This is a genomic window from Massilia sp. UYP32, assembly GCF_050434365.1.
GTDB classification, from domain to species: domain Bacteria; phylum Pseudomonadota; class Gammaproteobacteria; order Burkholderiales; family Burkholderiaceae_D; genus Telluria; species Telluria timonae.
Window position 1 is genome coordinate 34,333 of sequence record NZ_JBNDIK010000018.1, and the last position, 19,755, is coordinate 54,087.

General features: G+C 66.5%; 18 protein-coding genes and 1 tRNA gene. 13 read left to right on the forward strand and 6 right to left on the reverse strand.

All coding sequences use genetic code 11. The features are described 5' to 3' along the window. Positions 1–8 precede the first annotated feature (8 nt). The 4 genes from ABIB42_RS15370 to ABIB42_RS15385 form a co-directional block, all read right to left on the reverse strand. Positions 9–1,151: an acyltransferase family protein gene (locus ABIB42_RS15370; RefSeq protein WP_429248614.1), complete on the reverse strand. Its 1,143-nt coding sequence runs from the start codon at positions 1,149–1,151 to the stop codon at positions 9–11. Between the two features lie 6 nt (positions 1,152–1,157). Continuing rightward, a complete protein-coding gene (locus ABIB42_RS15375) occupies positions 1,158–2,423 on the reverse strand; it encodes an MFS transporter (RefSeq protein ID WP_005664299.1) in 1,266 nt (421 codons plus the stop codon). 41 nt (positions 2,424–2,464) lie between these two features. Further along, the gene (gene murQ / locus ABIB42_RS15380) at positions 2,465–3,343 is read right to left on the reverse strand and encodes an N-acetylmuramic acid 6-phosphate etherase (RefSeq protein WP_005664298.1); all 879 of its coding nucleotides are present in this window, start codon (positions 3,341–3,343) and stop codon (positions 2,465–2,467) included. Positions 3,344–3,438: 95 nt separating this feature from the next. Further along, the gene (locus ABIB42_RS15385; RefSeq protein ID WP_005664296.1) at positions 3,439–4,179 is read right to left on the reverse strand and encodes a GntR family transcriptional regulator; all 741 of its coding nucleotides are present in this window, start codon (positions 4,177–4,179) and stop codon (positions 3,439–3,441) included. A 124-nt stretch (positions 4,180–4,303) separates the two neighbouring features. Between ABIB42_RS15385 and ABIB42_RS15390 the strand changes: the two genes are divergently transcribed. Together ABIB42_RS15390 and ABIB42_RS15395 are read left to right on the forward strand one after the other, a co-directional pair. Next, positions 4,304–5,599, forward strand: a complete 1,296-nt coding sequence (locus ABIB42_RS15390) for a serine hydrolase domain-containing protein (RefSeq protein WP_005664294.1) — start codon at positions 4,304–4,306, stop codon at positions 5,597–5,599. A 116-nt stretch (positions 5,600–5,715) separates the two neighbouring features. Continuing rightward, a complete protein-coding gene (locus ABIB42_RS15395) occupies positions 5,716–6,948 on the forward strand; it encodes a D-amino acid dehydrogenase (protein WP_005664292.1) in 1,233 nt (410 codons plus the stop codon). 17 nt (positions 6,949–6,965) lie between these two features. On the opposite strand, the gene ABIB42_RS15400 is transcribed toward ABIB42_RS15395, so the two are convergent. Continuing rightward, positions 6,966–7,268: a HigA family addiction module antitoxin gene (locus tag ABIB42_RS15400; RefSeq protein ID WP_081589847.1), complete on the reverse strand. Its 303-nt coding sequence runs from the start codon at positions 7,266–7,268 to the stop codon at positions 6,966–6,968. Positions 7,269–7,436: 168 nt separating this feature from the next. Here ABIB42_RS15400 and ABIB42_RS15405 point away from each other — a divergent pair, with 168 nt between their 5' ends. The 10 genes from ABIB42_RS15405 to ABIB42_RS15450 all read left to right on the forward strand — a co-directional run bounded on the left by ABIB42_RS15405 (position 7,437) and on the right by ABIB42_RS15450 (position 18,894). Further along, positions 7,437–7,898: a YchJ family protein gene (locus ABIB42_RS15405; RefSeq protein WP_005664290.1), complete on the forward strand. Its 462-nt coding sequence runs from the start codon at positions 7,437–7,439 to the stop codon at positions 7,896–7,898. Between the two features lie 46 nt (positions 7,899–7,944). Further along, positions 7,945–9,552, forward strand: a complete 1,608-nt coding sequence (locus ABIB42_RS15410) for a carboxyl transferase domain-containing protein (protein WP_005664288.1) — start codon at positions 7,945–7,947, stop codon at positions 9,550–9,552. A gap of 13 nt (positions 9,553–9,565) precedes the next feature. Beyond that, complete coding sequence (locus ABIB42_RS15415) at positions 9,566–10,354, forward strand: enoyl-CoA hydratase/isomerase family protein (protein ID WP_005664286.1); 789 nt, start codon at positions 9,566–9,568, stop codon at positions 10,352–10,354. Between the two features lie 16 nt (positions 10,355–10,370). Beyond that, positions 10,371–11,711: an adenosylmethionine--8-amino-7-oxononanoate transaminase gene (bioA, locus tag ABIB42_RS15420; RefSeq protein ID WP_005664284.1), complete on the forward strand. Its 1,341-nt coding sequence runs from the start codon at positions 10,371–10,373 to the stop codon at positions 11,709–11,711. Positions 11,712–11,713: 2 nt separating this feature from the next. Next, a complete protein-coding gene (gene bioF, locus ABIB42_RS15425) occupies positions 11,714–12,901 on the forward strand; it encodes an 8-amino-7-oxononanoate synthase (RefSeq protein ID WP_005664282.1) in 1,188 nt (395 codons plus the stop codon). Then, positions 12,898–13,746 (forward strand): dethiobiotin synthase, encoded by an 849-nt coding sequence (bioD, locus tag ABIB42_RS15430; protein ID WP_005664281.1) that lies wholly within the window; start codon positions 12,898–12,900, stop codon positions 13,744–13,746. The genes bioF and bioD overlap by 4 nt, the downstream gene beginning before the upstream one ends. 19 nt (positions 13,747–13,765) lie before the next feature. Continuing rightward, positions 13,766–14,791 (forward strand): biotin synthase BioB, encoded by a 1,026-nt coding sequence (gene bioB / locus ABIB42_RS15435; RefSeq protein WP_081589885.1) that lies wholly within the window; start codon positions 13,766–13,768, stop codon positions 14,789–14,791. Between the two features lie 77 nt (positions 14,792–14,868). Then, positions 14,869–16,881, forward strand: coding sequence for an acetyl/propionyl/methylcrotonyl-CoA carboxylase subunit alpha (locus tag ABIB42_RS15440; protein WP_005664279.1), 2,013 nt, complete (start codon positions 14,869–14,871; stop codon positions 16,879–16,881). A 164-nt stretch (positions 16,882–17,045) separates the two neighbouring features. Then, a complete protein-coding gene (locus ABIB42_RS15445; RefSeq protein ID WP_005664278.1) occupies positions 17,046–17,975 on the forward strand; it encodes a 2-hydroxyacid dehydrogenase in 930 nt (309 codons plus the stop codon). A 1-nt stretch (position 17,976) separates the two neighbouring features. Beyond that, positions 17,977–18,894 (forward strand): hydroxymethylglutaryl-CoA lyase, encoded by a 918-nt coding sequence (locus tag ABIB42_RS15450; protein WP_005664277.1) that lies wholly within the window; start codon positions 17,977–17,979, stop codon positions 18,892–18,894. 71 nt (positions 18,895–18,965) lie between these two features. On the opposite strand, the gene ABIB42_RS15455 is transcribed toward ABIB42_RS15450, so the two are convergent. Continuing rightward, a tRNA-Pro gene (locus ABIB42_RS15455) sits at positions 18,966–19,042 on the reverse strand. 105 nt (positions 19,043–19,147) lie between these two features. Here ABIB42_RS15455 and ABIB42_RS15460 point away from each other — a divergent pair. Continuing rightward, complete coding sequence (locus ABIB42_RS15460; protein ID WP_157225432.1) at positions 19,148–19,753, forward strand: hypothetical protein; 606 nt, start codon at positions 19,148–19,150, stop codon at positions 19,751–19,753. Positions 19,754–19,755 lie beyond the last annotated feature (2 nt).

Sequence of the window (19,755 nt, forward strand, 5' to 3'; positions counted from 1 at the left end):
TGTTCTGTTCAGACTTTGACGAACCAGCGCTTGCGCCACATGCACCAGGCAATGGCAAACATGCAGGCGTTGAAAGCGATGGCGTACAGTAATGAGGTGTTGCGTGGGTCCAGCGGCAGCGCGGCGAACGGCGCGTACAGGAGTCGGCCGAGCGCGAGCTGGCTACCGTCCGGCTGCGTGAGTTGGATCAAACCGAGCATCTTGGCGATGAGGCCGGATAAAGCGAAGATGAACAGCGCGTTCATGCCGTAGATGACGAAGGGGGTGCTCAGGCGCTGCATGCGCTCGCGCAGTGCCGTTGACGGCGCCGCGTCCAGCAGCCAGTAGCTGGCGCCGAAGGCCAGCAGCGCCCAGCCGCTCATCAACAGGCAGAACGATGGCGTCCACAGGCTTTTATTGATCGGCATGAGGACCGCGTCGAGCGTGGAGCCCAGCGCCAGGCAGGCCAGGCCGGAGAGCATCAGCCACACCACCTGCTCGACCCGCGGCAGCGCCGAGAGCAGCAGGCGGCCGGCCAGCACGCCGAACAACAGGCTGCACACGGCCGGGAGCGTGGACACCAGGCCTTCCGGGTCCCAGGTCTTCGCCTGCGCCCACAGGTGGCCGTCCATCAGCGCGCGGTCGATCCAGGCGCCGACATCCCGGCCCGGCTCCAGGTTGCCTGCGCCGATGCCGGGCACCGGCACCAGCAGCATCAGCACGCTGTACAGCGCCAGCAGCAGGAAGACGGCGAGCGCCTGGCCGCGCCACGTCAGGTAGACCACCAGCGGCGCCGCCAGCAAGGTGCACAGGGCGATGCGCTGCAGCACGCCGGGAATGCGCACGCTGTCGAAATCGAAACGCGGGATCAGGTTGAGCAGGAAGCCGATCAGGAAGATCAACGCGGCACGCTTGGCCAGCTTGAGGAGCAGCTGCGGCTTGTGCGCGCCGGCGGCGGCCAGGCGGCCCAGCGACAGCGCCATCGCGACGCCGCCAATGAATAAAAAGAAAGGGAAGATGGTGTCGGTGAACGTCCACCCATGCCAGGCCGCATGCGCGAGCTGCGCATGCAGGTGGCCCCAGTCGCCCGGATTATTCACGAGCACCATCGCGGCGATGGTGAAGCCGCGGAAGGCGTCGAGCGATGTCAGGCGCACCGGTGCGTCGATCATGGCCCGTTATTTTTTCCCGAATTCGGGATCGATCTTCACCAGCGCCGCCACGATGAATGCGGGGATCGTCGCCAGGCAGGTCCAGATGAAGAAGTGCTTGTAGCCCAGGTATTCCTGCAGGTCGCCGCTCCACATGCCCGGCACCATCATGCCCAGCGCCATCAGGCCGGTGCAGATTGCATAGTGCGCGGTTTTATTGGGACCATCGGCCACCATGATCATGTACATCATCATGGCCGTGAAGCCGAAGCCGTAGCCGAACTGCTCGAGCGCGAGGAAGGCGGACACCGTCACCAGGTCGGTGGGCTGCGTCTGCGACAGATAGACGAACACCAGGTCCGGCAGGTGGATCGCGAACACCATCAGCCACAGGCAGCGCTTGAGCCCCAGGCGCGAGATCAGCCAGCCGCCGGCCAGGCCGCCCAGCGTCAGCGCGATGATGCCGACCGTGCCGTAGGCGATGCCGTATTCGGCGGTGGTGAGCCCCAGGCCGCCTTCGCTGACCGGGTCCTTCAGGAACGGCGCCACGAGCTTGAGCAGCTGGGCCTCGCCCAGGCGGAAGGTGAGGATGAAGGCGACGATCATCCAGATGTCGCGCTTCCTGAAGAAGGCGGCGAAGGTGCCGAAGAAGTCGCGCAGCGGATTATTGGTGGTCGGGGCGGGACGGTCGTCCTCGGGCACCGGCAGCACGAACTGGTGCCAGGCGAATGCGGCGAAGAAGATCCCGGCCAGTACGTAGAACACGATCGCCCAGGCTTGCCTGACGTCGCCCAGGCTCACGGCCAGGTAGCCGGCCAGCACCACCAGCGGGCCTTGCCCGACCAGGGTCGCCAGGCGATAGAAGGTGCTGCGCACGCCGACGAAGGCGGCCTGCTGCTGCTGGCGCAGGCCCAGCATGTAGAAGCCGTCGGCCGAGATGTCATGGGTGGCCGAGCTGAACGCCATGATCCACATGACGGCCAGGCTGACGGCGAAAAAGGCCGGTGTGTGCAATACGGTGCCGACCGCGATCAGCGAAGCGCCGACCACGATCTGCAACAGCACGGTCCAGCGGCGCTTGGTGCCGAACATGTCGACGATGGGCGACCACAGCGGCTTGACGACCCACGGCAGGTACAGCAGGCTGGTGTAGAAGGCGATGTCGGAATTCGAGATCCCCATGTCCTTGTACATGATGACGGTCAGGTTCATCACCACGACATAGGGGATGGCCTGGGCGAAGTACAGGGACGGCACCCACAGCCATGGGCGGTTCGCTTGCGGTTTCTGCATGTCTCTTTCTTGTGCCCTTAGGCAAGGCTGCGGAAACGCGCTTACGCGAGCGCCTGGCGCACGCTGCCGCGCGCCGCTTCCAGCAGCGCTTGCGCCTGCTCGACACTGGTTTGTTTGGACAAGGCCACGATGGCGGTCTTGACGTGGAATCCGCATTGCTCCAGCACCGCCCGCGCGGCCTCCTCGTCGGCGCCGGTGGCGAAGCTGGTGAGGCGGATCGCGCGCCGTACCAGTTTGGCATTGGTAGCCTTCAAGTCTACCATCAGGTTGCCGTAGACCTTGTTCAAACGCACCATCAGCGCGCTGGAAAAGGTGTTCAGCGCGATCTTTTGCGAGGTGCCGGCCTTCAGGCGCGTGCTGCCCGAGACCACTTCCGGCCCGGTGTCCAGGGTGATGCCGATTTCGGCTTCCCGCGTGACCGGCGCGTCCGGGTTGTTGGCGAAGCCGATCGTCAGCGCGCCGACCGCGCGCGCGGCCCGGATCGCGCCCAGCACATACGGCGTGCCGCCCGATGCGGCGATCGCCAGCACCACGTCGTCCGGCCCCACGTTCACGCCCTCCAGGTCCGCGCCGCCCTGCTCCACGTCGTCTTCGGCCCCTTCGACCGCGACGAACATCGCGTCGCTCCCGCCGGCCAGCAGCGCCACCGCGCGTCCATGCGGCCAGGAGAAGGTCGGGTACAGCTCGACGCTGTCGAGCACGCCGAGGCGGCCCGAGGTGCCGGCGCCGACATAGATCAGGCGTCCGCCCGCCTCCATGCGCGGCAGCGCGGCGGTGACGGCGGCGGCGATGCGCGGCGCGGCCTTGCGCACCGCCTCGACGGCCTGGAACTGGTCGTCGACGAAGACGTTCACCAGTTCGGTGGTCGGATACTGGTCGAGGGCGGCGTGCGCCTGGGAAGGGGTTTCGGTATTGAGCATCGCCGTGTCTCGAGGATGGAATTGTGATGAAACCAGTGTAATACCAATTCGGCAAGCCATCCCATGAAAGGATCGGCCGCCGCCATGCCGCGAGGTTATGCGGGTCGGCGCAGCTCAGCCACGAAGTCGTAGTGATCGCTGCGGCAGTAGGAATGGGTCAGCTCGACCGGCTCGCCCGATTCCAGGTAGCCGACGCGGGTGATGAACAGCACCGCGCGGCCTTCCGGCACGTCCAGGCGCGCCGCCAGCTCGGCGTCGGCGTTCATGGCGCGGATATGCTGCAGCGCGCGCACCGGCATGTGGCCGGTCTTGCCGAGGTGGGCGTACAGCGAGGCGGCCACGCCATCGGGACGCGGCAGCACCGTGGCCGGGATCACGCTGACCTCGTAGGCCATCACGACGTCGTCGGCCAGGCGCAGGCGTTCCAGGCGCGCCACCCGCGCGCCGGGCGAGAGGCCCAGCGAGAGCTGCTCGTCGGCGTCGGCCAAGACCACTTCGCGGCGCAGCCACTCGGAGCGCGGGGTGTAGCCGCGCTGCTGCAGTTGTTCCGAAAAACTCGACAAGTTCGACAGCGGCTGCTCGATGCGCGGCGCGATATAGTTGCCCGAGCCGCGACGGCGCACCACGAGGCCCTGCTCGACCAGCTGGTCGATCGCCTTGCGCGCGGTGACGCGCGAGACGTCGAGCTGTTCGGACAGCATGCGTTCGGAGGGCAGCGCCTGGTCGGCCTGGTAGCGGCCGTCGCGCACGTCCTGCGCCAGCTTGCGCGCCAGCTGCATGTAGAGGGGAGAATTGTCGTCCAGGTTGACCTGGAATCCGGGACCGGGGGTGTTCATACCGTGGAAGCATACCACTTGAGACCAATACAAAAGAGTTATGGCGTCCCCACGGCTATTCATTAGGCAAGGGTTTCGGGCTGTCCGTATCCTGATCCCGCAAACTCAATAAAAAAGGAATGACATGAATCACGGCAGGCGATCCCTGCTCGGCATGGTCATGCTGGGCGCGATGGAACCGCTGTTCGCGGCGATGCCGCCGGCGTCCGGCGGTGTGGCCTCGCTCGACGCCGAGCTGGCTGCCATCGCCGATGATCCCGCCTTCCCGCTGGCCAGCCTGTCGGTGGTGGCCCTGCGCGCCGGTCGGCCGGTGTACGAAGGCGCGTTCGGGCGCCGCACCATCGGCAACGGCGCCATGCCCGACCGTCCCGCCACACCGGATACTTTGTTCCGCATCGCCTCGATCTCGAAGCTGGTCACCACGCTCGGCCTGATGCGCCTGCTGGAAGACGGCAAGGTCGATCTCGATGCCGACGTCTCGGACTACCTCGGTTTCGACTTGCGCAATCCGCATTTCGCCAACCAGGCGATCACCCTGCGCCACCTGTTGCTGCATACCTCCTCGCTGCGCGACGACGCCGGCTACTTCTGGCCGGCCACGACCGCGCTGAAGGACGTGCGGCCCGCCTGGTCGAGCCTCGCCGGCCCTGACGGCGCCTATTACAGCTACTGCAACCTGGGCTTCGGCCTGATCGGCACGATCATGGAGCGCGTGACCGGCGAACGCTTCGACCGCCTGATGGCGCGCCTGCTGTTGCAGCCGCTCGGCCTGCAGGCCGGCTACAATCCGTCCGAACTGCCGAAGGCGGCGCAGGACCGGCTGGCGACCATCTACCGCAAGCGCGCGGTGGACAGCGACACCTGGCAATCCGACGGCCCCTGGGTCGCGCAGGTCGACGCCCCCGGCATCCAGCCGCCGCCCGGCCTGGCCGGCTACGTGCCGGGCACGAACGCCACGCCGTTCAGCCCGACCGGCGGCCTGCGCATCTCGGCGCGCGACCTTGGCGTCGTCATGCGCATGCTGATGGCGGGCGGCGTGCATGACGGCAAGCGCCTGCTGCAACAAGCGACGCTCGACCGGATGTTCGCCCGCCACTGGCGTTACGACGGCGTCGGCGGCAACGGCAACCCGCTGGGCAGCATCCTCAGCCCGCGCGGCCTGGGCAACGCCCACTATCCCGACCGTCCCGGGATGTGGCTGACGCCCGGCTTCGACGCGGTGGGCCACCTGGGCGACGCCTACGGCCTGCGCTCGGTCTTCGCCATGGACCGCGCCAGTGGCAACGGCATCGTGGTGCTGGCCGGCGGCAGCGCGCGTGACCCGTCGACCGATCCGGGCCGCGATTCCTCGCTGGCGCGCTACGAGGAACGCGTGCTGGCAAGTGTTTACCGGCGCGCCATCCTCGGCCAATCTTCGTGAACGCTCGCGCAAATGCGTACATATATGCCGGTTATGACTGTTCGCCCACCATTCATTGGCGGGCCGTCCAACCAGCCTCTAAGCTCTCTCCCCCAATCTGAACAAACGAGTCTGGCATGCAGCACATCATCGTGATCGGCGGCGGCGTCGTCGGCCTGGCATCGGCCTGGTGGCTGGTGGAAGCCGGCTACGGCGTCACCCTGCTCGAGCGCGCGCCGGAAGTCGGCAGCGGCGCCAGCTACGGCAACGGCGGCCAGCTCAGCTACCGCTACGTCTCGCCGCTGGCCGACGCAGGCATTCCGCTCAAGGCCGTCAAATGGCTGTTCCAGGCCGACGGCCCGCTGCGCTTCAAGCCGGAGGCCGACCTGCGCCAGTACCGCTGGCTGGCCAGCTTCCTGGCCCACTGCCGCGCCGACGTCAACCGCCGCACCACGGCCAAGCTGCTCGAGCTGGGAGAATGCTCGCGCCGCGCGATGGGGCAGCTCGATCTGGTGGTGCCGCCCGAATCCTTCCACTGGCGCGACGCCGGCAAGCTGGTGGTCTACCGCTCGCGCGAGGTGTTCGAGGCAGCGGCGTCGAAACCCGGCGCCGGCCAGGTCTGGTCGCCCGAAGAGTGCGGCGCGCGCGAACCGGCGCTGGCGGCAAGCCAGCACCTGCTGGCCGGCGGCATCTACAACGCCGGCGAGGCGGTGGCCGACTGCCACGCCTTCTGCCTGGCCCTGGCCGGGCGCCTGCGAGAACACCCGCGCTTTCGCGGCTTCGTCCATGGCGAGGCGCGCGGGCTGTACGCCGAGCGCGGACGCATCCGCGGCGTCGAGACGGCCGGCGGCCTGCTCACGGCGGACGCCTACGTGCTGGCGGCCGGGATCCAGAGCCGCGACCTGGCCGGATCGATCGGCATCGACCTGCCGCTGTATCCGCTCAAGGGCTACAGCCTGTCCGCCCCGATCCGCCAGGACGACGTGGCGCCCGAGATCAGCGTCACCGACTTCGAACGCAAGGTGCTGTATGCGCGCATCGGCGACCGGCTGCGGGTGGCGGCGATGGTCGACATGGTGGGCGAGGACCTGCGCCACGATCCGAAGCGGGTCGAGGGCCTGACGCGCCAGGTGCGCGACACCATGCCGCGCGCGGCGGATTATTCGCAGGTCTCGGTGTGGGCGGGCTTGCGGCCGGCCACGCCGAGCAGCGCGCCGATCATCGGGGCCACCCGGTATGACAATCTGTGGCTGAACGTCGGGCACGGGCCGTTGGGGTTTACGTTTGCCTGCGGGACGGCGGCGGTGCTGGCCGACCTGGTGCAGGGGAAGGCGCCGCCGTTTGGGTTGGATGGGTTGACGCTGCGTTAATAAATTCCGTTCATGCGTCAACGGCTACAACGTGGCTGGATCATCTTGGTGATCGATTCTCCAGACAGGGACTTGGCTGTTTGAAGCTCGTACATCATCTGCAAGTTCAACCAGAACTCTGGAGTCGTTCCGAAGTAACGTGAAAGGCGCAACGCCATGATTGGACTGATACCAGACTTTTCGCGCCTGATTCTATTCACTTGTGCGGGACTGACGAGCAACGCGACGGCTAATGCATCACCTGACATTTTCAGTGGCACCAAATATTCTTCACGCAGAACCTCTCCAGGATGAACTGGCCGCATTCGATTGGCAAACATATAAGCTCCAGTACAAGTCCATACCCAACTGCTGAATTTTTTAGCTGCGGTCCACTTTTACGATGAAATAGACACTTCGCCTGTCTATACGTTCCAGCAATTATCCTTGGCGCCGGAGTCATGCAGCCCGCATGACCCACAGTCGCGAAATCGCGGATAATTGCCGCCATGTCCACCCGTCCCACCTCTCCCTGCCCCTGCGGCGGCCCCGCGTTCGCGCAATGCTGCGGACCCTACCTGGCCGGCGCGGCCCTGCCGCCGACCGCCGAAACCCTGATGCGCTCGCGGTATACCGCATTCACGCTCAAGGACGAGTCCTATCTGGTTGCCACCTGGCATCCAAGTACCCGCCCGCAGGAAGCGATCATCGACGAGTCCGAGCCCATGCGCTGGCTCGGACTCGAGATAAAAACTGCTTTACGTTTACGTCAACGTAAAGCAGAATTGCCGGACGATCCAGAGCAAGACCCGAACCGTATCAACGAGGATAGCGTCGAATTCGTCGCCCGCTTCAAGGTTGGCGGCCGTGCGCACCGCCTGCACGAAGTCAGCCGCTTCGTGCGCGAACCCGGCCCGGATGGCGCGCTTCGCTGGTTCTACCTGGACGGCAGTTTCCCTGACAAGAAGTAGCGCCGCGAGAGGCGGACAAAAAAGAGACGAAAGCAGAGGACGGCACATGCCCCAGATCGAGAGCAAACTGAACCCGCGCGGCGAGGACTTCAAGACCAATGCCGCGGCAATGCAGGCGGTGGTGGACGACTTGCGCGCGCGCGTTGCCCAGATGTCCCAGGGCGGTGGCGAAGCGGCCTGCGCCAAGCACGTTGCGCGCGGCAAGCTGCTGCCGCGCGAGCGCGTCGAACACCTGCTCGATCCGGGTACGCCCTTCCTCGAATTCTCGCAGCTGGCCGCCTATGAGATGTATGACGGCGCCGCCCCCAGCGCCGGCATCATCACCGGCATCGGCCGCGTATCGGGCCAGGAATGCGTGATCGTCTGTAACGATGCCACCGTCAAGGGCGGCACCTATTACCCGATGACGGTGAAAAAACACCTGCGCGCGCAGGAGATCGCCGAGCAGAACAACCTGCCCTGCATCTACCTGGTCGACTCGGGCGGCGCCAACCTGCCGAACCAGGACGACGTCTTCCCCGACCGCGACCACTTCGGCCGCATCTTCTACAACCAGGCGAACCTGTCGGCCAAGGGCATCCCGCAGATCGCCGTGGTGATGGGTTCGTGCACCGCCGGCGGCGCCTACGTGCCGGCGATGAGCGACGAGTCGATCATCGTCAAGGAACAGGGCACGATCTTCCTCGGCGGCCCGCCGCTGGTGAAGGCCGCGACCGGCGAAGTGGTCAGTGCCGAAGACCTGGGCGGCGGCGACGTCCACACCCGCCTGTCGGGCGTGGCCGACCACCTGGCCCAGAACGATCCGCATGCGCTGGCGCTGGCGCGCACCATCGTCTCGAACCTGAACCGGGTCAAGCCGGTGCAGGGCGCGCTGCGCGAGAGCGTGGAGCCGAAGTACGCCCCTGAAGAACTGTATGGCGTCATTCCGGTCGATACCCGCAAGCCCTTCGACGTGCGCGAAGTGATCGCGCGCGTGGTGGACGGTAGCGAATTCGACGAATTCAAGGCGAGATATGGCACCACGCTGGTGTGCGGCTTCGCCCACATCTACGGCATGAAGGTCGGCATCATCGCCAACAACGGCATCCTGTTCTCCGAGTCCGCCTTGAAAGGCGCCCACTTCATCGAACTGTGCTGCCAGCGCAAGATCCCGCTCGTCTTTTTGCAGAACATCACCGGCTTCATGGTCGGCCGCAAGTACGAAAACGAAGGCATCGCCCGCAACGGCGCCAAGATGGTCACCGCCGTCGCCACCGCCTCGGTGCCGAAGTTCACCATCATCATCGGCGGCTCCTTCGGCGCAGGCAACTACGGCATGTGCGGCCGCGCGTTCTCGCCGCGCTTCCTGTGGATGTGGCCGAACGCGCGCATCTCGGTGATGGGCGGAGATCAGGCGGCGTCGGTGCTGGCCACCGTCAAGCGCGATGGGCTGGAAGCGAAAGGCGGCCAGTGGTCGCCCGAAGAAGAAGCCGCGTTCAAGCAGCCGATCAAGGACCAGTACGAACACCAGGGCCACCCCTACTATGCCAGCGCGCGCCTGTGGGACGATGGCGTGATCGATCCGGTTGATACGCGCATGGTGCTGGGCCTGGGCTTATCAAGCGCCATGAACAAGCCGATCGAGGACACGAAGTTCGGCGTGTTCCGCATGTAAGGGAGAGATGAATATGGACTATCAGACCCTCACCATCGCGATCGCCGACAAGGTCGCCACCGTCACCCTGAACCGCCCCGAGCTGCGCAACGCCTTCAACGAGCACGCGATCGCCGAACTGGCGCTGGCCTTCGATGAACTGGGCCGGAGCGACACGGTGCGCGCCATCGTCCTGGCCGCGAACGGTCCGGCCTTCTGCGCCGGCGCCGACCTGAACTGGATGAAGAAGATGGCCGGCTACTCGCATGAAGAAAACCAGGAAGATGCGCTGCGCCTGGCCGACATGCTGCGCACGATCTACCTGTGCCCGAAGCCCACCGTGGCCAAGGTGCAGGGCGACTGCTACGCCGGCGGCATGGGGCTGGTGGCCGCCTGCGACATCGTCGTCGCCATCGACACCGCCGGTTTTTGCCTGTCCGAAGTGAAGCTCGGCCTGATTCCGGCTACCATCTCGCCTTACGTGATCAAGGCCATGGGCGAGCAGGCCGCGCGCCGCTACTTCTTGACGGCCGAACGTTTCGATGCGCTTGAGGCGCGCCGCATCGGCTTCGCGCATGAAGTGGTGGCCGCCGACGCGCTCGACGCGACGGTCGCCGGCATTGCCCGCGCCCTGGTCAACAACAGCCCGAACGCCCTGAAGGAAGCCAAGACGCTGGTGCGCGACATCGTCGGCAAACCAGTCGACGATGCGCTGCTGCTCGATACCGCCGGCCGCATCGCCGCCATCCGCGCCTCACTGGAAGGGCGGGAAGGCGTGGCTTCCTTCCTTGAAAAACGCAAGCCCACATGGCTGCAATCATAGATATTGGAATACAGAAGTGACTCAATCGACCTCCTCCGAGTGGATCGCGCGCAGCCTGCGCAGCGTATGGCATCCCTGCACGCAAATGCAGCATCACGAGGAGGTGCCGCTGATCGCGGTCAGCCATGGCAAGGGCCCGTGGCTCTATGACTATGACGGCAAGCGCTACCTGGACGGCATCAGCTCGTGGTGGGTCAATCTGTTCGGCCATGCGAACCCGCGCATCAACGCCGCGCTGAAAGACCAGCTGGACAAGCTCGAACACGCGATGCTGGCCGGCTTCACGCATGCGCCGGTGGTCGAGCTGGCCGAACGCCTGTCGAAGCTGACCGGCCACGCGCTGGGCCACGCCACTTTCGCCTCGGATGGCGCTTCCGCGGTCGAGATCGCGATGAAGATGAGCTTCCACGCCTGGCGCAATGCCGGCAAGCCGGCCAAACAGGAATTCGTCTGCCTGCAAGGCAGCTACCACGGCGAGACCATCGGCGCGCTGTCGGTCACCGACGTCCCGCTGTTCAAGGATGCCTATGGCCCGCTGCTGCGCGCCTCCCACGTGGTGAGCGCGCCCGACGCGCGCAACGCGGGCGAAGGCGAAACCGCCCAGGACGTGGCGCGCCGCGCGATCCTGGAAGTGAAGGAACTGTTCGAGCAGCGCGGCGACAACATCGCGGCCATCATCGTCGAACCGCTGGTGCAGTGCGCGACCGGCATGGCGATGTACGACCCGCTCTACCTCAAGTTGCTGCGCGACCTGTGCGACCAGCACCATGTGCACCTGATCGCCGACGAGATCGCGGTCGGCTGCGGGCGCACCGGCACCTTCTTCGCCTGCGAACAGGCGTCGATCTGGCCCGACTTCATGTGCCTGTCGAAAGGCATCAGCGGCGGCTACCTGCCGCTGTCGCTGGTGCTCACCCGCGACGACATCTACCAGGCCTTCTACAGCGAAGACATCACGCGCGGCTTCCTGCACTCGCACTCGTACACCGGCAATCCGCTGGCCTGCCGCGCCGCGCTGGCCACGCTCGACATCTTCGAGGAAGACGATGTCTTGAACCGCAATCGCGAACTGGCCACCAAAATGACGATCGCGCTGGCGCCGCTGGCGGAACACGAGCGCGCCCGCCACTTCCGCCAGCGCGGCATGATCTTCGCGTTCGACGCCATCGAGCCGGACAAGGATCGCGCCTCGACCTTCTCGCGCCGCTTCTTCTCCACCGCGGTCGAGAACGAACTGCTGCTGCGCCCGATCGGCCGCACCGTCTACCTGATGCCGCCCTATGTGCTGGACGACGAGGACGTCGCCGGCCTGGCCGCGCGCACCATCAAGACCTTCGAATCGGTGATTGCTGCGTGACCATGAACCTGATTGCCGCCATCGACCGCAAGCTCGACGCGCTCGCCGCCCACAGCCTGGTGCGCAAGCGTCGCGTGACCGACGGCGCCTGCGCGCCGCGCCAACGGGTTGACGATCGTATGCTGCTGGCCTTCTGCAGCAACGACTACCTCGGCCTGGCGTCGCATCCCGTGGTCATCGAAGCATTGCGCGCGGGCGCCACTTTGTACGGCGCCGGCAGCGGCGCCTCGCACCTGGTGTCGGGCCACGGCCGCGCCCACCACGTGCTGGAAGAGCGCCTGGCCGAGTGGATGGCGCCGCACCTGCAACAGGCGCGCGCGCTCACGCTGTGCACCGGCTATATGGCCAACCTCGCGATCCTGACCGCGCTGGGCCTGGATGCCGATGCGACGATCTTCTCGGAGGAGCTGAACCACGCCTCGCTGATCGACGGCGCGCGCCTGGCGAAGGCCGGCGTCACCGTTTATCCGCATGGCGACGTCGATGCGCTCGAGGCGCAACTGAAGGCCAGCACCGCCGCCACGAAAATCGTCGTCACCGACAGCGTCTTCAGCATGGACGGCAACCTGGCCCCGCTGCCGGCGCTGCTGGCCGTGTGCGAGCGTCACGGCGCCTGGCTGGTGGTCGACGACGCCCATGGCTTCGGCGTGCTGGGGACGAACGGCCGCGGCGCGCTCGAACACTTCGGCCTGCGCTCGCCCAACCTGGTGTATATGGGCACGCTCGGCAAGGCGGCCGGCGTCGGCGGCGCCTTCGTCGCCGCGCACGCCAGCGTCATCGAATTGCTGGTGCAGCGCGCCCGTCCCTACATCTACACCACGGCCTGCCCGCCGGCCCTCGCGCACGCCCTGCTCGCCAGCCTTGATATCATTGGCGGCGCCGAAGGAGAATCACGACGCGCCCACCTGGCGGGGCTGGTCAGGCAGTTGCGCGAGTCGCTGGATTTCCAACGTTGGAAACTGGCGGCGTCGACCACCGCGATCCAGCCCGTCATCATCGGCAGCAACGACGCCGCGCTGCGCGCCTCCGCCGCCCTGCATGAACAGGGCCTGTGGGTGCCGGCGATCCGCCCGCCGACCGTGGCGCCGGGCACGGCGCGCCTGCGCGTGACCTTGTCGGCCGCCCACGGCATCGACGACGTCGCGCAACTGGCGCAGGCGCTCAACAGACTGGAAAAGGCCGCACCATGAACAACCCGAACAACCTGAACGACAATGACGACCCGATCGCGGCGCCGCCCGCTGCGGTGCCAGAGGTCGACCTCCACGAGCCGGCTCATAGACCGGAACTTGAGCCAGAGCTCGAGGCGCGCGCCATCGACGGCCTGCCTTCGCGCTTCGCCTGCTTCGTCACCGGCACCGACACCGAGATCGGCAAGACCCTGGTCTCGAGCGCCATCCTGCACAAGCTCGCCGCCAGCGGCGTGCGCGCCTGCGGCATGAAGCCGGTGGCGGCCGGCGCCGAACTGCGCGACGGCGAACTGCATAACGACGACGCCGACATGCTGGTCGCTGCCGGCAACGTGCACCTGCCGTCGTCGATCACGACGCCGTATATGCTGCGCGAACCGGCGGCGCCGCACATCGCCGCCGCGCTGGAAAACGTCACCATCGAATCGGCGCCGATCATCGCCGCCTTCGCCGAGATCCAGGCCGCCTCCGACGCGGTCGTGGTCGAGGGCGTGGGCGGCTTCCGGGTGCCGTTCAACGACAACTTCGACAGCGCCGACCTGGCCGCGCAACTGAACCTGCCGGTGATCCTGGTGGTCGGCATGCGCCTGGGCTGCATCAGCCACGCCCTGCTCACGGTCGAAGCGATCGTGGCGCGCGGGTTGGTGCTGGCCGGCTGGGTCGCCAACACGGCCGACCCGAATATGAGGTTCGAGCAAGAGAACATCGAGGCGCTGGCACAGCGCATCCCGGCGCCGCTGCTGGGCCGCGTGCCGCGCCTGCAAACACCGACGGCCGCCGCGGCGGCCGAATTCATCGATCTCGCTGGACTGCCGGGATGGCCGTCCACGCGAGGCCAGTCCTGAAGGAACCACCATGTCCAATATGAACACCGTCGCCCTGCACCGCCCGGCGGCCCCGATCAAACCAGCGGAAAACGCCACCTGGCCGCTGGCCGACGTGCTCGCGCTGTTCGAGCTGCCATTCCCGGAACTGATGCACCGCGCCTCGACCCTGCACCGCGAATACTTCCCGGACGGCGACGTCGAACTGGCGACCCTGCTGTCGATCAAGACCGGCGGCTGCGAGGAAGACTGCGGCTACTGCCCGCAGGCGGCGCGCTACGACACCGGCGTCGAAGCCAAGAAGATCCTCGACATCGACACCGTGCTGGACGCGGCGCGCGCGGCGAAGGCCAGCGGCGCGACGCGCTTCTGCATGGGCGCCGCCTGGCGCAGCCCGAAGGAGCGCGACATGGAAAAGGTCGAGACCATGGTGCGCGAAGTGAAGGCGCTGGGCATGGAGACCTGCGCCACGCTGGGCATGCTCGAAGCCGGCCAGGCCGAGCAGCTGAAAAAAGCGGGCCTGGACTACTACAACCACAATATCGACACCGCGCCTGACTTTTACAACAACGTCATTTCGACCCGCGAATACCAGGACCGCCTGGACACGCTGGGCCGCGTGCGCGAAGCGGGCCTGAAGGTCTGCTGCGGCGGCATCGTCGGCATGGGCGAGACGCGCGAGCAGCGCGCCGGCCTGATCGCCCAGCTGGCCAACCTGAACCCGTATCCGGAATCGGTGCCGGTCAACCACCTGGTGCAGGTCGAGGGCACGCCGCTGCACGGCCTCGACAAGCTGGACCCGATCGAATTCGTGCGCACCATCGCGGTCGCGCGCATCACCATGCCGCAAGCGCGCGTGCGCCTGTCGGCGGGCCGTCGCGAGCTGGGCGAAGCGGTGCAGGCGATGTGCTTCATGGCCGGCGCCAACTCGATCTTCTACGGCGACAAGCTGCTCACCACCGACAATCCGGAAGCCGACGACGACCGCGTGCTGCTCGAGAAGCTGGGCCTCAAGACGCGCGCTGCCACGCTCGATTCGGTACAGAAGGAAGCTTGCGGCTGCTGATGCAGCACCCTGCGCGGCCGGGGAGACACGGCCGCGCCCACAATTCGTCCGAACAACCATCAGCGAAAGATAAGCGCATGTTCACCAAGATCCTCATCGCCAACCGTGGCGAAATTGCCTGCCGTGTCGCCGCCACCGCGCGCCGCATGGGTATTCGTACCGTCGCCGTGTATTCCGAGGCCGACGCCGGCGCCAAGCACGTCGCGGTGTGCGATGAGGCGGTCCTGATCGGCCCCGCGGCCGCCAAGGACAGCTATCTGCGTGGCAGCAAGATCATCGAGGTGGCCAGGGCCACCGGCGCCCAGGCGATCCATCCGGGCTACGGCTTCCTGTCCGAGAACGCCGAGTTCGCGGAGGCGGTGCAGGCCGCCGGACTGGTGTTCATCGGCCCGCCGGCTTCCTCGATGCGCGCGATGGGCTCGAAGTCGGCCGCCAAGCAGCTGATGGAGAGCGCCAACGTGCCGCTGGTGCCGGGCTACCATGGCGACGAGCAGAGTCCGGATTTACTGCATATGCAGGCCGACCGCATTGGTTACCCGGTGCTGCTCAAGGCCAGCGCCGGCGGCGGCGGCAAGGGCATGCGCGTGGTCGAGCGTTCGGAAGATTTCGAAGCCGCGCTGGCCTCGTGCAAGCGCGAGGCGATCTCCAGCTTCGGCGACGACAAGGTGCTGGTCGAGAAGTACCTGATCCGCCCGCGCCACATCGAGATCCAGGTCTTCGCCGACAGCCTGGGCGGTTGCGTCTACCTGCACGAGCGCGACTGCTCGGTGCAACGCCGCCACCAGAAAGTGCTGGAAGAAGCGCCGGCCCCGGGCATGCCGGCGGACCGTCGCGCGGCCATGGGCGAAGCGGCGGTGAATGCCGCGCGCGCGGTCGGCTACGTCGGCGCCGGCACGGTGGAATTCATCGCCAACCAGGACGGTTCGTTCTACTTCATGGAGATGAACACCCGCCTGCAGGTCGAGCATCCGGTGACGGAAATGATCACCGGGCTAGATCTGGTCGAATGGCAGTTGCGCGTCGCCTTTGGCGAGCCGCTGCCGAAGAAACAGCATGAACTCGGCATCCACGGCCACGCGATCGAGGCGCGCGTGTATGCCGAGAATCCCGAAAAAGGCTTCCTGCCGTCGATCGGCGCCTTGCGCCACATGGACGTGCCGCAGGCGGTGGCGTTCGAGCTCGGCGCGGATGCAATGCATCCCGCCGCCGTGCGCGTCGACTCCGGCGTACGCGAAGGCGATGCGATCTCGCCGTTCTACGACCCGATGATCGCCAAGCTGATCGTCTGGGGCGCGGACCGCACGCAGGCGCTGGCGCGCATGTCGCAGGCGCTGGCCGAGTTCCGCATCGTCGGCCTGGCCACCAATATCGCCTTCCTGAAACGCCTGGTCGAAGGCGAAGCGTTCGCTAGCGCCGACCTGGATACGGGTTTGATCGAGCGCAATCATTCCTCACTTTTCCCGCCACCGGCCCCGGCCCCGCTCGGCGCGCTGGCCCTGGCCGCGCTTGCGCTCGTCAACAGCGAAACCGCGCACGGCGCTGCCAATGATGCCGACCCATGGAGCCAGGCCCGTGGCTGGCGCATGAATGGCGACTACCGCCGCACCCTGTCCTTCAGCGACGAGCACGGCGATTACCGTGTCGGTCTGACTTATCTCAATAGTGCGTGGGAAATTGACCTTGATAAGCAGCGCCAGCGCATCGAACTAATCTCGCGGAACGATGCCGAGCTGACGCTGCGGCTGGGAGAAACTGCCGTGCATGGCTGCGTGCGCCGCGATGGCGACATGTTCCACGTGTTTAGCGGTGGCCGCCATCACACCCTGACGTACAATGACCCGATGGCACATGCCGGTGAGATTGAATCGGCGGGCGGTCGCCTGACGGCGCCGATGCCGGGCAAGGTGGTCGCGGTACTGGCCCAGTCCGGCAAGGACGTCAAACAGGGCGAGCCGCTGGTGATCATGGAAGCGATGAAGATGGAACACACGATTTCCGCGCCGAGCGACGGCCTGGTGGAAGAAGTGCTGTACCAGGTCGGCGACCAGGTGGCGGATGGCGCGCCGCTGCTGGCCTTCAAGGCGGCGTAAGCAAGACCCATAAAGGGCACCTCGAAAAACCGTCGCGAGCGGCAGCAGTTTCGGGTGAGAAGCGCAGCTGTACTGGAGTACAGCGAGCATCGCAGACCGAAAATGCAACGCGCAGCAGGTTTTTCGAGGTGCCAGAACCACCCTGACAAAAACGAGGGGGAGACATGCGCATTGTCCTGTACCGGGGCGATGGCGTCATCGAGCCGTGGGAACGCGAGTTCTCGGCCATGATGCCAGGCGTCGAAACGGTCACCTGGAAGGAGGGCCAGTTGCTGCCCCCCTGCGATTACGCGGTATTGTGGAACCCGGCGCCCGGCCTGCTGGCGCAGCTGGACGAGGTCAAGGCGATCTTCCTGATGGGCGCCGGCGTCGACGCCGTGCTCAAGTTCGGCGAGACGCTGCCGCGCGTGCCGCTGGTGCGCCTGGGCGACGCCGGCATGGGCGTGCAGATGGCCGAGTACGTGGCGCACGCCGTGCTGCGCTACTTCAGGCGCTTCGACGAATACGAACAGCAGGCACGGCACGGCGCCTGGAATCCGCTGCCCCAGCATCCGAAAGAGTCGTTCACGATCGGCGTCATGGGACTGGGCAAGCTCGGCATGCCGGTGGTCGAGGCGATGCGCCATTTCGGCTTTCCGGTGCGCGGCTGGAGCCGCAGCCCGAAGGACATCCCCGGGGTGCCGACCTATGCCGGCATGGAGGGGCTCGACGACTTTTTACACGGCACGCGGGTGCTGGTCTGCCTGCTGCCGCTCACCGCGGACACGACCAACCTGCTCGACCGCCACCGGCTGGGCAAGCTGGCGCCCGGCGCCTATCTGATCAACGTCTCGCGCGGCGCGATCCTGGCCGAGCCCGACCTGATGACGCTGATCCGCTCGGGGCACATCGCCGGCGCCACGCTCGACGTGTTCCGCCACGAGCCGCTGCCGGCCCCGCATCCGTTCTGGAACGAACCGCGCATCGCCCTCACCCCGCATATCTCGGCGCTCACCATGCGCCTCGACGCCGTGCGCCAGATCGCCGCCAAGATCGGCGCCCTGGAAGACGGCGAACCGGTCGACGACCTGGTCGACCGCCAACTTGGATACTGAGATGAACCAGCCTGCATTGCCCACCAAAGTCAAGATCGTCGAAGTCGGCCCGCGCGACGGCCTGCAGAACGAGAAGGAAGCGCTGAGCGCCGACGTGAAAGTCGAACTGGTCGAGCGCCTGGCGCGCGCCGGCTTCGTCAACGTGGAAGCGGCCGCCTTCGTGTCGCCGAAATGGGTGCCGCAGATGGCGACCAGCGCCGAGGTGCTGGCGCGCATCGCGCGCCAGCCCGGCACCATCTATTCGGCGCTGGTGCCGAATATGCAGGGCTTCGAGGCCGCGCTTGCCGGCGGGGCCGACGAGGTGGTCGTGTTCGGCGCGGCCTCCGAAGCCTTCTCGCAAAAGAACATCAACTGCTCGATCGCCGAGTCGATCGCCCGCTTCGAGCCGGTGGCGCGCGCGGCGAAGGAACACGGCCTGCGCCTGCGCGGCTCGATCAGCACCGCCTTCGGCTGCCCCTACCAGGGCGAGGTGCCGCTTGACGCCGTCGGCGACGTGGTGGCGCGCATGCGCGACCTGGGCTGTGACGAGATCGACATCGCCGACACCATCGGCGTCTCGACCGCGCGCAAGACCCAGGCCGTGATGCTGCGCGCGGCGCGCGAATTCCCGATCGCCCAGCTGGCCGGCCACTTCCACGACACCTATGGCCAGGCGCTGGCCAACATCTATGCGGCGATGGAGGTGGGCGTGGCGATCTTCCACTCCTCGGTGGCCGGCCTGGGCGGCTGCCCCTATGCCAAGGGCGCGACCGGCAACGTGGCGACCGAGGACGTGCTGTACCTGATGCAGGGGCTGGGCATCGAGACCGGCGTGGATCTCGACCAGGTGGTCGATGCCGGCCTGTTCATCTCGCAGCAGCTGGGCCGCAAGAGCATCAGCCGCGCCGGCAACGCGATCGCGGCCAAGCGCGCCGGATGAATCGTCGGGGTGGACGGCACCCCACAACGAAAAAAGCCGACAACTCACGTTGTCGGCTTTTCTCTTAATGCTGGTCGGAGTACAAGGATTCGAACCTTGGACCCCCTGGTCCCAAACCAGGTGCGCTACCGGGCTGCGCTACACTCCGAAGAAGCGAGATAATATCGGTTTCGCGTGACCTGGTCAAGTTTTCGTTGCAAAATAGCGAGCTGGTAGTTTTCTGAAGTTAAGTTGAGGTATGTATGTCATGCATATGGCTCTGAACTTTGGCGACCCGGTCAGCCTGCAACGAGGCAACCGGCGCATCGTCATCGGCGTCGCGGTATCGATCGCGGTGCACGCATTATTCCTGCTGGCGTACCGGAATACGACGTTCAAGACCATGGAGATCGCGCCGGCCGAGCCGACTGTGCTGTCCGTCATGATCGCCCCTCCGGCGCCGCCACCGCCACCACCCGCGCCGGAAATCGTTCGTCCCCCGGCGCCAGCCCCCAGCGCCGCCGCTGCACCACGCACGACCCGGCCTGCGCCGCCACAAGCCGTGATCGCGGTCCCGGAAAGTTCACGCGCCGAGCCCGATCCGTTCGTCGTGCAACAGGAAGAAACCGCGGAACCAGCGCCGAAGTTCGACATGAACGCGGCGCGCGCGGTGGCGCGCGCGAATGCCCACCTGCGCGACCCGTCGAAGGAAGGCACGGCGCTCGCGCAATTCCCCGAGCCGGCGCTGCAGACCGAATCCAAGCTGGCGCGCGGCATCCGCGAAGCCAAGCGGCCCGATTGCAAGGACGGCCTTCCGGGCGGGCTGCTGGCGCCGATTTATTTACTGATGGAGAAAAAGGATTCGGGCTGCAAGTGGTAAGC

What these genes read in the sequence shown, in the direction of transcription:
- ABIB42_RS15370 (WP_429248614.1), bottom strand. Translation starts at nt 1,151, where the DNA reads ATGATCGACGCACCGGTGCGCCTGACATCGCTCGACGCCTTCCGCGGC.
- ABIB42_RS15375 (WP_005664299.1), bottom strand. Translation starts at nt 2,423, where the DNA reads ATGCAGAAACCGCAAGCGAACCGCCCATGGCTGTGGGTGCCGTCCCTG.
- murQ (WP_005664298.1), bottom strand. Translation starts at nt 3,343, where the DNA reads ATGCTCAATACCGAAACCCCTTCCCAGGCGCACGCCGCCCTCGACCAG.
- ABIB42_RS15385 (WP_005664296.1), bottom strand. Translation starts at nt 4,179, where the DNA reads ATGAACACCCCCGGTCCCGGATTCCAGGTCAACCTGGACGACAATTCT.
- ABIB42_RS15390 (WP_005664294.1), top strand. Translation starts at nt 4,304, where the DNA reads ATGAATCACGGCAGGCGATCCCTGCTCGGCATGGTCATGCTGGGCGCG.
- ABIB42_RS15395 (WP_005664292.1), top strand. Translation starts at nt 5,716, where the DNA reads ATGCAGCACATCATCGTGATCGGCGGCGGCGTCGTCGGCCTGGCATCG.
- ABIB42_RS15400 (WP_081589847.1), bottom strand. Translation starts at nt 7,268, where the DNA reads ATGTTTGCCAATCGAATGCGGCCAGTTCATCCTGGAGAGGTTCTGCGT.
- ABIB42_RS15405 (WP_005664290.1), top strand. Translation starts at nt 7,437, where the DNA reads ATGTCCACCCGTCCCACCTCTCCCTGCCCCTGCGGCGGCCCCGCGTTC.
- ABIB42_RS15410 (WP_005664288.1), top strand. Translation starts at nt 7,945, where the DNA reads ATGCCCCAGATCGAGAGCAAACTGAACCCGCGCGGCGAGGACTTCAAG.
- ABIB42_RS15415 (WP_005664286.1), top strand. Translation starts at nt 9,566, where the DNA reads ATGGACTATCAGACCCTCACCATCGCGATCGCCGACAAGGTCGCCACC.
- bioF (WP_005664282.1), top strand. Translation starts at nt 11,714, where the DNA reads ATGAACCTGATTGCCGCCATCGACCGCAAGCTCGACGCGCTCGCCGCC.
- bioD (WP_005664281.1), top strand. Translation starts at nt 12,898, where the DNA reads ATGAACAACCCGAACAACCTGAACGACAATGACGACCCGATCGCGGCG.
- bioB (WP_081589885.1), top strand. Translation starts at nt 13,766, where the DNA reads ATGAACACCGTCGCCCTGCACCGCCCGGCGGCCCCGATCAAACCAGCG.
- ABIB42_RS15440 (WP_005664279.1), top strand. Translation starts at nt 14,869, where the DNA reads ATGTTCACCAAGATCCTCATCGCCAACCGTGGCGAAATTGCCTGCCGT.
- ABIB42_RS15445 (WP_005664278.1), top strand. Translation starts at nt 17,046, where the DNA reads ATGCGCATTGTCCTGTACCGGGGCGATGGCGTCATCGAGCCGTGGGAA.
- ABIB42_RS15450 (WP_005664277.1), top strand. Translation starts at nt 17,977, where the DNA reads ATGAACCAGCCTGCATTGCCCACCAAAGTCAAGATCGTCGAAGTCGGC.
- ABIB42_RS15460 (WP_157225432.1), top strand. Translation starts at nt 19,148, where the DNA reads ATGGCTCTGAACTTTGGCGACCCGGTCAGCCTGCAACGAGGCAACCGG.